Source organism: Streptomyces sp. NPDC104814 (genome assembly GCF_055583185.1).
Map to the genome: position 1 here is coordinate 161,939 of NZ_JBVJOL010000002.1, position 12,702 is coordinate 174,640.

A 12,702-nucleotide genomic window follows, 5' to 3' on the forward strand; every position below is an offset into this window, starting at 1 on the left:
GTTCTCGCGGTTGAAGGATGCCTTCAACGGGCGGTGATGTCCGGCGGTGCCGGGTTTTGTGTTGTGGCCGGGGGTCCGGGGGTTGGCCCCCGGGCGGGCACAGCCGGCCGGGGCAGCAGGGGCTGTTCTCGCGGTTGAAGGACGCCTTCAACGGGCGGTGATGTCCGGCGGTGCCGGGCTTTGTGCCGGGCGCCGTGCTGGACGCTGCCGACGGGTGGTGAGCCGGACGTTTCCGGTGGCCTATGCCAATCGGGCGGCGGTTTCGGACCGGTGCGGAGGACGTGACACCATGCGGTCATGTCCTCCCTGACCGGTCTCTTCCCCCATCCGATCGTGCAGGCTCCCATGGCGGGCGGCGTCTCCGTACCGCCGCTCGCCGCTGCGGTGTGCGAGGCGGGCGGCCTCGGTTTCCTCGCCGCCGGGTACAAGACCGCCGACGGGATGTACCAGGAGATCAAACAGCTGCGGAGCCTGACGAGCCGTCCCTTCGGGGTCAACGTCTTCATGCCGCAGCAGGAGTATCCCGGTGCGAGCACCGGCTCCACCGCAGCGGCTGCCGCCGCGCCCCCCGACGCCGGCGCCGTCGAGGTCTACGCGCACCAGCTGGCCGGGGAGGCCACCTGGTACGAGACCGAGCTGGGCGACCCCGACAGCGGGCGGGACGACGGCTACGAGGCGAAACTCGCCGTGCTGCGCGACGACCCGGTGCCGGTGGTCTCCTTCCACTTCGGCGTGCCGAGCCGTGAGGTCGTCGACTCCCTGCACCGCGTCGGCACCTTCGTCCTGGTCACCGCCACCACCGCGGACGAGGCGGTCGCCGTGCAACGGTCCGGGGCGGACGCGGTGATCGCGCAGGGCGTGGAGGCCGGCGGCCACCAGGGCACGCACCGGGACGTCCCCGAGAACGACGGCTCCGGCATCGGGCTGCTGGCGTTGCTGGCGCAGGTGCGGGAGGCCGTGTCGATCCCGGTGGTCGCCGCGGGCGGCCTGATGCGGGGCAGCCAGATCGCCGCGGTGCTCGCGGCGGGGGCGAGCGCCGCCCAGCTCGGCACCGCGTTCCTCGCGACCGAGGAGTCCGGGGCGCACGCCGTGCACAAGGACGCGCTGACCAACCCGCTGTTCGTGCGGACCGAGCTGACCCGGGCGTTCTCCGGCAGACCGGCGCGCGGACTGGTCAACCGGTTCCTGCGCGAGCACGGCCCGTACGCGCCTGCCGCGTATCCGGAGATCCATCATCTGACCGCGCCGCTGCGCAAGGCCGCGGCGAAGGCGGGCGACGCGCAGGGCATGGCGCTGTGGGCGGGGCAGGGGCACCGGCTGGCACGGGCCCTGCCGGCCGGGCGGCTCGTGGAGCTGCTGGCCGGTGAGGTCCAGGCGGCGCGGACAGCGTTGTCGGCCGGGATCCATGGGGGTGAGGGGCGATGACGGCGCCCGTTTTCGTCGTCGAGTCGTTCGGGGCGGGCCGGGGCCCCTTCGTGCTGGACGGGCCGGAGGGGCGGCACGCCGTCTCGGTCAAGCGGCTCCAGGTCGGCGAGGAGGTCGTCCTCACCGACGGCGCCGGGCGGTACGCGGTGTGCCCGGTGACCGGCGTGGAGGGCAAGGACCGGCTGATCGTCGACGTTGCGTCGGTCGAGGAGGAGCCCGCGCCTGCGCCCCGGATCACCGTGGTGCAGGCTCTGCCCAAGGGGGACCGGGGCGAGCTGGCCGTGGAGACCATGACCGAGGTCGGGGTGGACGCGATCGTGCCGTGGCAGGCGGCGCGCTGCATCACGCAGTGGAAGGGCGAGCGGGGCCTGAAGGCGCTCGGCAAGTGGCGCAACACCGCCCGGGAGGCGGGCAAGCAGTCCCGGCGGGTGCGGTTCCCCGAGGTCGCGGACGCGGCCACCACCAAGCAGGTCGCTGCGCTCCTGGCCACGGCGGACTTCGCCGGTGTCCTGCACTCGGACTTCGACGTCGCCAGTGAGCCGCTGGCGACCGCCGATTTGCCCGCGTCCGGTGAGATCGTGCTGGTCGTCGGCCCCGAAGGGGGCGTGGCCGGTGACGAGTTGGAACTGTTTCGGCAGGCGGGTGCCGCGCCGTACGTGCTGGGGCCTACGGTGTTGCGTACGTCGACCGCCGGGACGGCGGCCGCGGCGCTGCTCCTCGGCCGTACCGGACGGTGGTCCTGACCCGGGGGGTTGTTGCCTCGTGGAACTGGCTCAAGTGCGGCTGCTGGTCACCGACTTCGCCACGTGCTACCGCTTCTACGCCGACGTGCTGGGGCTGAAGCCGCAGTCGGGGTCGGCGTCGGGGCCCTACGAGAAGTTCAGCCCCGCGGTGGGATCCGCGGGGATCGCGTTGCAGGACCGGGCGATGATGGCGTCCGTGCTGGGGGAGCTGGGGCAGACGGCGACGGGACACCGGTCGCTGGTGGTGCTGCGGGTGGACGACCTGGACGGGTACTGCGAGGAGATCACCGCCCGCGGGGCCGAGCTGCTGCACGGGCCCGCGCCCATGACGGACCGGATGCGCGTCGCCCATCTGAAGGACCCCGAGGGCAATGTGGTGGAGCTTCAGGAGTGGCTGCTGCTGCGCGGGTGAGCGCGCGGTGGCCGTATGCGGTCTACCGCGCGGCGTGCGGTGGTGGGACGCTGCTGGGCATGGGCGGTTCGAGGCGTCTCTTCTCCGTTGCCGGCCTTGTCGTCGTGGTCGTCGGCGGGGCCGTGGCCTGTGATCCCGGTGGGCTCGGTTCGGCCGCCGTCGCCTACACCACCGACCGGACGGCGACCAAGGAGCTGGAGCGGCAGCACGTGGACGTGCGGTGGCTGACGTGCAACGCCGACTACGGCGACCGCGGGGCCACGCCCTCCGCGAGCGCGGACACCGTCGCCACCGTCGACTGCCGGGGGCAGACCAAGGACGGCAGGGACATCACCGTGACGGGCAAGGTCACCCGGGCCGTGGACGGGGCCTGTGTGCGCGGGGACCTGACCGCGAAGGTCGGCGGGAAACAGGTGTTCCACGTGAGCGGGCTGGGCGACTGCAACGCCACCCCCTCACCCATCAGGCCGCCGGGGAACGGCCCAGGCCCGGGGCGGCCGACCGTCACCGTGACCGTCACGCGGACCATCTGGTGCCAGGGCGATCCGACCTGCTGGCCCGTCCAGGGCAAGTGACGTCGCCTGCGCTGTCGTAGCCACTCGCTACGATGCCTCCGTACGCGATCATCCGCGCGAGGAGGCACAGGCATGGCAGGGGAGCCGCAGGACGACTGCTTGTTCTGCAAGATCGTCGCGGGCAGCGTCCCGGCGACGATCGTCCGTGAGACGGAGACGACCATCGCCTTCCGTGACATCAACCCCCAGGCGCCCACCCACGTCCTGGTGATCCCCAAGGCCCACCACCGGGACGCCGCCGCGCTCGCCGCCGAGGCGCCCGAGCTGGCCGCGGACGTGCTGCGCGAGACGCAGGCGGTGGCCGACGAGGAAAAGCTGGAGAGCTACCGGACGGTGTTCAACACCGGCAGCGGCGCCGGGCAGACCGTCTGGCACGCGCACGCCCACGTCCTCGGCGGGCGCGGGCTGAACTGGCCGCCCGGGTAGCCGCCGTGTCCGTACGCGAACTGGTCGTCCTCGGCACCGCCAGCCAGGTCCCGACCCGGCACCGCAACCACAACGGCTATCTGCTGCGCTGGGACGGCGAGGGCATCCTCTTCGATCCCGGCGAGGGCACCCAGCGGCAGATGCTGCGGGCCGGGGTCGCCGCCCACGACCTGAACCGGCTGTGCGTCACGCACTTCCACGGGGACCACTCGCTGGGCCTGGCCGGGGTGATCCAGCGGATCAACCTCGACCAGGTCCCGCACCAGGTCACCGCCCACTACCCGCGCTCCGGGCAGCGGTTCTTCGACCGGCTGCGGTACGCCACGGCCTACCGGGAGACCGTGCCGATCACCGAGGCGCCGGTGGCCGGGGACGGGGTGCTCGCGCGGACGGACGCGTACACGCTGGAGGCGCGTCGGCTCTCCCACCCCGTGGAGTCCTTCGGGTACCGGATCGTGGAGCCCGACGGGCGGCGCATCCTGCCCGGGAAGCTCGCCGCGCACGGGATCAAGGGGCCGGACGTCGGGCGCATCCAGCGTGAGGGCGCGCTCGGCGGGGTGCGGCTGGAGGACGTCAGCGAGGTGCGGCGCGGGCAGCGGTTCGCCTTCGTCATGGACACCCGGCTGTGCGACGGTGTGCACGCCCTGGCCGAGGGGTGCGATCTGCTCGTCATCGAGTCCACCTTCCTCGACGAGGACGCCCGGCTCGCCGCGGACCACGGTCATCTGACGGCGGGTCAGGCGGCTCGGGTGGCCCTGGACGCCGGGGTGCGGCACCTGGTGCTCACCCACTTCAGTCAGCGCTACTCCGAGCCGGAGGAGTTCGAGCGGCAGGCGCGGGCCGCCGGCTTCGAGGGGGAGCTGACCGTGGCGCACGATCTGCTCCGGGTGCCGGTTCCGAAGCGCCGCTGACCTGGCCGTAACCTGTTGTGATGCCGCTGCCCAAAGCCGAACTGCACCTTCACATCGAGGGCACCCTGGAGCCCGAGCTGGCCTTCGCGCTGGCCCGGCGCAACGGGGTCCAGCTGCCCTACGCCGACGAGGACGCCCTGCGCGAGGCGTACCGGTTCGAGGATCTCCAGTCCTTCCTCGACCTGTACTACGCCCTGATGGCCGTCCTGCTCACCGAGCGGGACTTCGAGGAGCTCGCCGACGCCTATCTCGCCCGCGCGGCCGCCCAGGGCGTGCGGCACGCGGAGATCTTCTTCGATCCGCAGGCCCATCTCGCACGGGGTGTGCCGATGGGCACGGTGGTGGAAGGGCTGTGGCGTGCGCTGGGCAACAGCGAGGCCCGTCACGGCGTCTCCACCCGGCTGATCATGTGCTTCCTGCGCGACGAGTCAGCCGAGTCGGCCCTGGCGACCCTGGACGCGGCGAAGCCCTACCTGGACCGGATCACCGGGATCGGGCTCGACTCCGCCGAGGTCGGGCACCCGCCGGTGAAGTTCCGCGAGGTGTACGAGGCCGCCGCCGCGCTCGGGTTGCGCCGCGTCGCGCACGCGGGGGAGGAGGGGCCGCCGGAGTACATCACCGAGGCCCTCGACGTCCTCGGCGTCGAGCGCGTCGACCACGGGCTGCGCTGCATGGAGGATCCGGCGCTGGTCGAGCGGCTGGTGCGCGAGCGCGTGCCGCTGACGCTGTGCCCGCTGTCCAACGTCCGGCTGCGGACCGTGGACGTCCTCGCCGAGCACCCGCTGCCCGCCATGCTCGACGCCGGGCTGCTGTGCACGGTCAACTCCGATGACCCCGCCTACTTCGGCGGCTACGCCGGCGACAACTTCGACGCCGTCCGGCGTGAGCTGCACCTGAGCGAGGACCGGCTGCGCGAGCTGGCCCGCAACTCCTTCCTCGCGTCCTTCCTGGACGACGACGAGGAGCGCCGGGCACGCTACCTCGCCGAGGTCGACGGGTACGTCTTCTAGGGCCGCAGGGCGCCTTCCCGCCTTGTACGGCGTCTTCCGGGGCTGTCGGCGTCTTCCAGGGCCTGCACGGCGTCGCGCGGCAGACCGGGAGGGCCGGAACAGACCCGCGCGGCAGACCGGGAGGGCCGGAACAGACTCTAGGCGGCCGGGGTCGTCTCGCGGGCCAGTGCCGCCGGCGTCTCCAGGGGGATCTCGACCACGGCCGGGGTCTGACCGGCGTTCGCGGCCACGGCCGGGATCTCCACGGGGATCTCGACCACCGGCAGCGGGCGCCGGCCCGCCGTCCGGGCGACGACCGTCATCGGTACGGCGATCACCAGCAGTCCGGCCGCCAGCACCGTGCCCATCACCGGGAACCCGGCCTGCGCGGCCAGCAGGCTGCCGGTGAGCGGGCCCGCCGCCGTCCCGAGGGACGAGGCCGAACCGACCAGCACCGCCCAGCGGCCCTGCGGGTCGAGGGAGGCGGCCAGGCCGATGAGGTACGACAGCACGATCGGGTAGAACGCGTTCCAGGCGATCTCGCCGGCCGCGAAGGACGTCGGACCGGTCGCGGACGCGCTCAGCGCGATGCAGCCCGCGATCAGCACCGTGCCGGCGCCGATGGGCGCGGTGCGGCCGAAGCGCGGGCCGAGCGCACCCGCACCGGTCACGCCGAGCAGTCCCGCGACCAGCGCCACGGCGAACACGGCGCCGACCGCCGACTCCGACAGGTGGGCCTGCGTCAGGCCGATGCGGCCGCTCACTCCCCACAGCGCGTTCTGCGCGAGGGACCAGCACGGCATCGCGGCGGCCAGCAGCAGACCGGCCCGCAGCTGGGGCAGGCGGGTGCGGGCGGCCGGGGCGCGGCGCGCGTGCGCGGCGGCGGTGGAGGCGGACAGACGGCTCGTCAGGGGCCAGACGGCGAGCGCGGTGAGGGCGATCGCGGCCAGCGGCTGGGCGTGGCCCGGGCCCAGGTGCGGGATCGTCAGGCACAGGGCTGCGGCCAGGGCCGACACACCGAGGAGGCCGAGGGTCGTCGTGCGGTGCGGATCGCGCTGCCCGGCGATGCCGGTGGCGGCGACCGCCGTGATCGTGCCCGAGCCGAACCCGCCGATCACCGCGCCCGCGACGACGGCCGGTACGGCGGTGGTGAGCGCGGCGCCGCCGTAACCGAGCACGGCGAGAGCGAGGCCGAGGCGGGCCAGGAGGCGGGCGCCGATCCGCTCCACCCGGGAGGCCAGGAGGAAGCCGGCGGTGGCCGAGCCGAGCAGCAGGGCACTGCCGACCGCGCCGGCCTGAGTGGCCGTCAGCGGCAGGCCGGAGTCGAGGCGGCCGACGGTGGTCGGCAGCAGGTAGGGGGCGAGGTACCCGGCCGTGAAAAGGGCGACGAGGGGCCAGGGCGTGGTGCGGGGGGCGGACACGGGCGTTCCCAGGGCATGCGAAAGGAGCGGCACGGAAGGGGGGATGGGCGACGACCGTCGACGGACAGGAACGCGCGCAGAATTTGTATCAAGCGCGGCGGCCCGGAAGAAGGGCGGGGGGTGTGATGTGGCGCACGCTCTGGTTTGGTGCCGGTGAGGCGGGGTAAAAGCGCGCGCTCGCCCTCGCGCTGCCCGTGCTCCCCGTGCTGATCGAGCCCCCGACGACTCTCGGCCCCATTGACGCCGCCTGTTCGTATTCATAACCTCTGTCTACATACATGGACAGTGTCCGCGTGGGGAGATGAGATCAGTGGCCGACGACCGGCGCACGGACGTGGCGTGCAGGCTGCGCCAGGGGATGGCGAGCGGCGTGCTCTCCTTCCCGCTCACCGCCTTCCACGACGACGGCACCCTCGATCCGGACGGCTGCCGGGCGCATGTGGCCGCGCAGCTCGCCGCCGGACCCGGCGCGCTCTTCCCCGCCTGCGGCACCGGCGAGTTCTTCTCCCTCGACGAGGACGAGTACCGGCAGGTCGTCACCGCCGCCGTCACCGAGGCGGCCGGCCGGGTGCCCGTGGTCGCCGGCACCGGGTACGGCTGGGCCCAGGCCGCCCGCTTCGCGCGGATCGCCGAGGAAGCCGGCGCCGACGCCCTCCTGGTCCTGCCGCACTACCTGGTCGACGCCACCCAGGACGGGCTCGTCGCCCAGCTCGAAGCGCTCGCCGCCCGCACCGCGCTGCCGCTGATCGCCTACCAGCGCGGCCAGGTCGCCTACACCACCGCCTCCCTGCGGCGCATCGCAGGGATCCCGAACGTCATCGGTCTCAAGGACGGCCACAGCGACCTGGACAAGCTCCAGCGCCTCACCCTTGCCGCGCCCGCGGACTTCCTGTTCTTCAACGGAGCCGCCACCGCCGAGATCCAGGCCCGCGCCTACGCCGCCGTCGGCGTGCCCGCCTACTCCTCCGCCGTCCACGCCTTCGCCCCCGAGATCGCGCACGCCTTCCTCGCCGCCCTGCGCGCCGGTGACGACGCCGAAGCCGGCACGCTGCTGCGCGGCTTCTACGTCCCCCTCGTCGAACTGCGCGACCGGGTCCCCGGATACGCCGTGTCCCTGATCAAGGCGGCCGCCCGGCTGCGCGGCGCTCCCGTCGGACCCGTACGCGCCCCGCTCACCGATCCCTCGGCCGCCGACCTGGCCGACCTGAAGACCCTGCTCGCCGCCGGACTCGACCTCGTAGGAGCCGCCCTGTGAACCTGACCATCGCCGATGTCCGGCTCACACCGGTCCTGGTCGCCGACCCGCCGCTGCTGAACACCCAGGGCGTCCACCAGCCGTACACCCCGCGGCTGATCGTGGAGGTGGTCACCGCCGACGGGATCACCGGTGTCGGCGAGACGTACGGCGACACCAAGTACCTGGAGCTGGCCCGGCCGTTCGCGCAGCGGCTGGCCGGCCGCGCGGTGAGCGATCTGAACGGGCTGTTCACCGTGGCCGAGGAGATCGCCGTGGACTCCTCACGCATCTCCGGTCAGGTCGACGTCGGCGGGCTGCGCGGTGTGCAGACGGCCGACAAGCTGCGGCTGTCCGTCGTCTCCGGCTTCGAGGTCGCCTGCCTGGACGCCCTCGGCAAGGCCCTCGGGCTGCCCGTGCACGCGCTGCTCGGCGGCAAGGTGCGCGACGCGGTCGAGTACAGCGCGTACCTGTTCTACAAGTGGGCCGAGCACCCCGAGGGCGTGAGGTCGGAGAAGGACGACTGGGGGGCGGCCCTGGACCCGGCCGGGATCGTCGCGCAGGCGCGGCTGTTCACCGAGCGGTACGGGTTCACCTCCTACAAGCTGAAGGGCGGCGTCTTCCCGCCCGAGCAGGAGGTCGCGGCGATCCGCGCGCTCGCCGGGGCCTTCCCCGGCCGCCCGCTGCGGCTCGACCCCAACGGGGCCTGGTCCGTCGAGACCTCGCTGAAGGTCGCCGCGGAACTCGCGGACGTCCTGGAGTACCTGGAGGACCCCGCGCTCGGCACCCCGGCCATGGCCGAGGTCGCCCGGCACACCGACGTGCCGCTCGCCACCAACATGTGTGTGACGACGTTCGCGGAGATCAAGGAGGCGTTCACACGCGACGCCGTGCAGGTCGTCCTCTCCGACCACCACTACTGGGGCGGACTGCGCACCACCCAGCAGCTCGCCGCGCTGTGCCGCACCTTCGGCGTCGGGGTGTCCATGCACTCCAACACCCACCTCGGCATCTCGCTGGCCGCGATGACCCACGTCGCCGCCACCGTGCCGAACCTGCACCACGCCTGCGACTCGCACTACCCCTGGCAGTCGGAGGACGTCCTCACCGAGCGGCTGACGTTCGACGGCGGGTGCGTCGCCGTGCCGGACGCACCGGGTCTGGGCGTCGAACTCGACCCCGGCAGGCTCGCGTTCCTGCACCGGCGCTGGCTCGAGGACGACGGCCGGCTGCGCGACCGCGACGACGCGGCCGCGATGCGGACCGTCGACCCGCAGTGGGTCACGCCGTCCGTCCCGCGCTGGTGATCGCCCCGCCGTCCGCGCCGTCGGACAGGTCCTCCGGACAGCGGCGAGCGACGCGGGGCGCGCGGTCGTGGCGGTGCGTGCCGGCGGGCGGGGCGGCGCGTTGTCGGTGCCGTGGTGCAGACTGGCCAGATCCGCACCACGTCAGGGAGCGCACCGTGACCCCGTCCACCGGAGCCATGGGACCGATGGGATCCATGGGAGAGGACCGCGACCGCCGGCCCCGGATCGACCCGCTCGCCGTCCTGCGCACGGCAGACGATCCGCCCTGGGACGTCTTCCTGACGGGCACCGTCTTCCTCGACATCATCTTCACCGGTCTCGACTCCGCCCCCGTCCGTGGCACGGAGTCCTGGGCCCGGGGGATGGGCTCCAGCCCCGGCGGCGTCGCCAACATGGCCACCGCGCTCGCCCGGCTCGGGCTGCGGACCTCCCTGGCCGCGGCCTTCGGCGACGACCACTACGGCGAGTACTGCTGGGACGCGCTGGAGCAGGGCGAGGGCATCGACCTCACACCGTCGCGGACCGTCCCCGGCTGGCACTCCCCGGTCACCGTGTCGATGGCGTACGAGGGGGAGCGCACGATGGTCTCCCACGGGCACGAACCGCCCCCGGAGGAGCCCGCCCCCGACCACCCGCCGCACGCCCGCGCCGCCGTCGCCTCCCTCACACCGGGCCGGCGCGCCCCCTGGATCGCCACGGCCGCGAGCCGCGGTACCCGTGTCTTCGCCGACGTCGGCTGGGACGACACCGGGGCGTGGGACCTGGCGGGCCTCGCCGACCTGGAGCACTGCGAGGCCTTCCTGCCCAACGCGGAGGAGGCGATGCGCTACACCGGCGCCGACTGCCCGCGGGCGGCGGCCCACGCGCTCACCCGCCATGTGCCGGTCGCGGTCGTCACGCTCGGCGCGGAGGGGGCGTACGCCGTGGACCGGCGCACCGGGGAGTCCGCGGAGGTCCCGGCGATCGCCGTGGAGGCCCTGGACCCGACCGGCGCCGGGGACGTCTTCGTCGCGGGCTTCGTCACCGGCACGCTCGCCGGCTGGCCGCTGGCCGACCGGCTCGCCTTCGCCGGGCTCACCGCGGCGCTGTCGGTGCAGGAGTTCGGCGGCTCGCTCTCGGCGCCGGGCTGGGCCGAGATCGGCGCGTGGTGGCGCACGGTCCGCTCGGTCGACGGCCAGAACCCGACGGCCCTGGACCGCTACGCCTTCCTCGACGGCCTGGTCCCCGACGCGCAGACGGCCTGCTGGCCCCTGCGCCGGGCGGTCCCGACGATCGGCTTCCGCAACCCGGCGTGAAGCCGCGCCGCGCCCCGCGTCCCCGTTCGCCCGTGCCCGGCGCCCGCCGTCCCCGTCCGCCCGCGCCCGGCGCCCGCCGTCCCCGACCCGGCGCCCTCTGCGCCCTACGCATCCTCCGCCTGGCGCCCGCCGTCCTCGACCGCCCGGCGCCCGGCGTCCCCCCCCGCCCGGTGTCGCGTCCCCTCCGCGGGGCCGGTGTGGCGGCCCGCGTCGTCCTCCGTGCTTCCGGGCCGGCCGCCGTCCCGTGCCCGGAAGCACAGCCCCGCCGTCGAAAAGCTCTTCGGTCAAGCCCGCCCCGCGTCGTACCCTTGATGTCGCGAGGCCGCTCGAAGCCATGCGCGGCCGTGACGAGGAGGAACCGCAGGCGCGCGGCGCCGGCCCATGACTCAGACACCCACAGCTCACACCCCCGCGCAGGGGCAGGCGAAGGCACAGTTCACCGTCCCCGCCCAGCACCCCATGGTGACCGTTCTGGGCTCCGGCGACTCCCTGCTGCGTGTGATCGAGAAGGCCTTCCCGGCGGCCGACATCCACGTCCGGGGAAACGAGATCAGCGCCGCCGGCGACCCCGCGGACGTCGCCCTGATCTCGCGCGTGCTGGAGGAGATGTTGCTCGTGCTCCGCACCGGGCAGCCGATGACGGAGGACGCCGTGGAACGCTCGATCGCCATGCTCAAGGCGAGCGACGCCGGGACGAACGACGGGCCGGAGACCCCGGCCCAGGTGCTCACGCAGAACATCCTGTCCTCGCGGGGCCGCACCATCCGCCCCAAGACCCTCAACCAGAAGCGGTACGTCGACGCGATCGACAAGCACACGATCGTCTTCGGCATCGGCCCGGCCGGTACGGGCAAGACGTACCTGGCCATGGCCAAGGCCGTGCAGGCCCTGCAGTCCAAGCAGGTCAACCGGATCATCCTCACCCGGCCCGCCGTCGAGGCCGGCGAGCGGCTCGGCTTCCTGCCGGGCACGCTCTACGAGAAGATCGACCCCTACCTGCGCCCGCTGTACGACGCCCTGCACGACATGCTCGACCCCGACTCCATCCCGCGGCTGATGGCCGCCGGGACGATCGAGGTCGCCCCGCTCGCCTACATGCGCGGCCGTACGCTCAACGACGCGTTCATCATCCTGGACGAGGCCCAGAACACCTCGCCCGAGCAGATGAAGATGTTCCTCACCCGCCTCGGCTTCGACTCGAAGATCGTGATCACGGGTGACGTGACGCAGGTCGACCTGCCGGGCGGGCAGAAGTCCGGTCTGCGCCAGGTCCAGGAGATCCTGGAGGGCGTCGAGGACGTCCACTTCTCCCGGCTGTCGTCGCAGGATGTCGTCCGGCACAAGCTGGTCGGCCGTATCGTCGACGCGTACGAGAAGTACGACAGCACGCACGGCACCGAGAACGGCGGGCACAAGCCCAGCCGGGGCAAGTCCGGGCACAAGGGGAAGTAGACACACACAGCACCATGTCGATCGACGTCAACAACGAGTCCGGAACCGAGGTCGACGAGCAGGCGATCCTCGACATCGCCCGCTACGCGCTCGCACGGATGCGCATCCACCCGCTCTCCGAGCTCTCGGTGATCGTCGTGGACGCCGACGCCATGGAGCAGCTCCATGTGCAGTGGATGGACCTGCCCGGACCCACCGATGTCATGTCCTTCCCGATGGACGAGCTGCGGCCGCCGTCCAAGGACGACGACGAGCCCCCGCAGGGCCTGCTCGGCGACATCGTGCTGTGCCCTGAGGTCGCCGCCAAGCAGGGCGCCGACGCGCCGACGCAGCACTCCATGGACGAGGAGCTCCAGCTGCTCACCGTCCACGGGGTGCTGCACCTGCTGGGCTACGACCACGAGGAGCCGGACGAGAAGGCCGAGATGTTCGGCCTGCAGGCGGCCATCGTGGACGGCTGGCGCGCCGAGCGGGGCCTGACCGGCCCGTCCCCGGCGCCCACCGTGTCGTAG

At 73.2% G+C, this 12,702-nt stretch carries 13 protein-coding genes; 12 read left to right on the top strand and 1 reads right to left on the bottom strand.

All coding sequences use genetic code 11. From position 1 onward, the window contains the following. The first annotated feature begins 297 nt into the window (after positions 1-297). The 7 genes from ACZ64A_RS09310 to ACZ64A_RS09340 all read left to right on the top strand — a co-directional run bounded on the left by ACZ64A_RS09310 (position 298) and on the right by ACZ64A_RS09340 (position 5,502). Positions 298-1,425 (top strand): nitronate monooxygenase, encoded by a 1,128-nt coding sequence (locus ACZ64A_RS09310; protein ID WP_469809287.1) that lies wholly within the window; start codon positions 298-300, stop codon positions 1,423-1,425. Further along, the gene (locus ACZ64A_RS09315; protein WP_469809288.1) at positions 1,422-2,168 is read left to right on the top strand and encodes a 16S rRNA (uracil(1498)-N(3))-methyltransferase; all 747 of its coding nucleotides are present in this window, start codon (positions 1,422-1,424) and stop codon (positions 2,166-2,168) included. Before ACZ64A_RS09310 ends, ACZ64A_RS09315 begins: the two co-directional genes overlap by 4 nt. Positions 2,169-2,187: 19 nt before the next feature. Then, entirely contained in the window at positions 2,188-2,580 is a 393-nt protein-coding gene (locus tag ACZ64A_RS09320; RefSeq protein ID WP_469809289.1) for a VOC family protein, read from the top strand. A 59-nt stretch (positions 2,581-2,639) separates the two neighbouring features. Further along, positions 2,640-3,155 carry a hypothetical protein gene (locus ACZ64A_RS09325; RefSeq protein ID WP_469810145.1) on the top strand — a complete coding sequence of 172 codons (516 nt, stop codon included), beginning with the start codon at positions 2,640-2,642 and terminating at the stop codon, positions 3,153-3,155. Between the two features lie 72 nt (positions 3,156-3,227). After that, a complete protein-coding gene (locus ACZ64A_RS09330) occupies positions 3,228-3,581 on the top strand; it encodes a histidine triad nucleotide-binding protein (RefSeq protein ID WP_469809290.1) in 354 nt (117 codons plus the stop codon). A gap of 5 nt (positions 3,582-3,586) precedes the next feature. After that, positions 3,587-4,492 carry a ribonuclease Z gene (locus tag ACZ64A_RS09335; protein ID WP_469809291.1) on the top strand — a complete coding sequence of 302 codons (906 nt, stop codon included), beginning with the start codon at positions 3,587-3,589 and terminating at the stop codon, positions 4,490-4,492. Between the two features lie 20 nt (positions 4,493-4,512). Further along, the gene (locus ACZ64A_RS09340; RefSeq protein ID WP_469809292.1) at positions 4,513-5,502 is read left to right on the top strand and encodes an adenosine deaminase; all 990 of its coding nucleotides are present in this window, start codon (positions 4,513-4,515) and stop codon (positions 5,500-5,502) included. Positions 5,503-5,639: 137 nt separating this feature from the next. On the opposite strand, the gene ACZ64A_RS09345 is transcribed toward ACZ64A_RS09340, so the two are convergent. Then, a complete protein-coding gene (locus ACZ64A_RS09345; RefSeq protein ID WP_469809293.1) occupies positions 5,640-6,902 on the bottom strand; it encodes an MFS transporter in 1,263 nt (420 codons plus the stop codon). 301 nt (positions 6,903-7,203) lie between these two features. Here ACZ64A_RS09345 and ACZ64A_RS09350 point away from each other — a divergent pair, with 301 nt between their 5' ends. The 5 genes from ACZ64A_RS09350 to ybeY all read left to right on the top strand — a co-directional run bounded on the left by ACZ64A_RS09350 (position 7,204) and on the right by ybeY (position 12,702). Continuing rightward, the gene (locus ACZ64A_RS09350; protein WP_469809294.1) at positions 7,204-8,157 is read left to right on the top strand and encodes a 5-dehydro-4-deoxyglucarate dehydratase; all 954 of its coding nucleotides are present in this window, start codon (positions 7,204-7,206) and stop codon (positions 8,155-8,157) included. Further along, a complete protein-coding gene (locus ACZ64A_RS09355) occupies positions 8,154-9,443 on the top strand; it encodes a glucarate dehydratase family protein (RefSeq protein ID WP_469809295.1) in 1,290 nt (429 codons plus the stop codon). Before ACZ64A_RS09350 ends, ACZ64A_RS09355 begins: the two co-directional genes overlap by 4 nt. Before the next feature lie 176 nt (positions 9,444-9,619). Beyond that, a complete protein-coding gene (locus ACZ64A_RS09360) occupies positions 9,620-10,738 on the top strand; it encodes a carbohydrate kinase family protein (RefSeq protein WP_469810146.1) in 1,119 nt (372 codons plus the stop codon). Between the two features lie 381 nt (positions 10,739-11,119). Next, positions 11,120-12,190 carry a PhoH family protein gene (locus ACZ64A_RS09365; protein ID WP_469809296.1) on the top strand — a complete coding sequence of 357 codons (1,071 nt, stop codon included), beginning with the start codon at positions 11,120-11,122 and terminating at the stop codon, positions 12,188-12,190. Between the two features lie 14 nt (positions 12,191-12,204). After that, positions 12,205-12,702 carry an rRNA maturation RNase YbeY gene (gene ybeY / locus ACZ64A_RS09370; protein WP_469809298.1) on the top strand — a complete coding sequence of 166 codons (498 nt, stop codon included), beginning with the start codon at positions 12,205-12,207 and terminating at the stop codon, positions 12,700-12,702.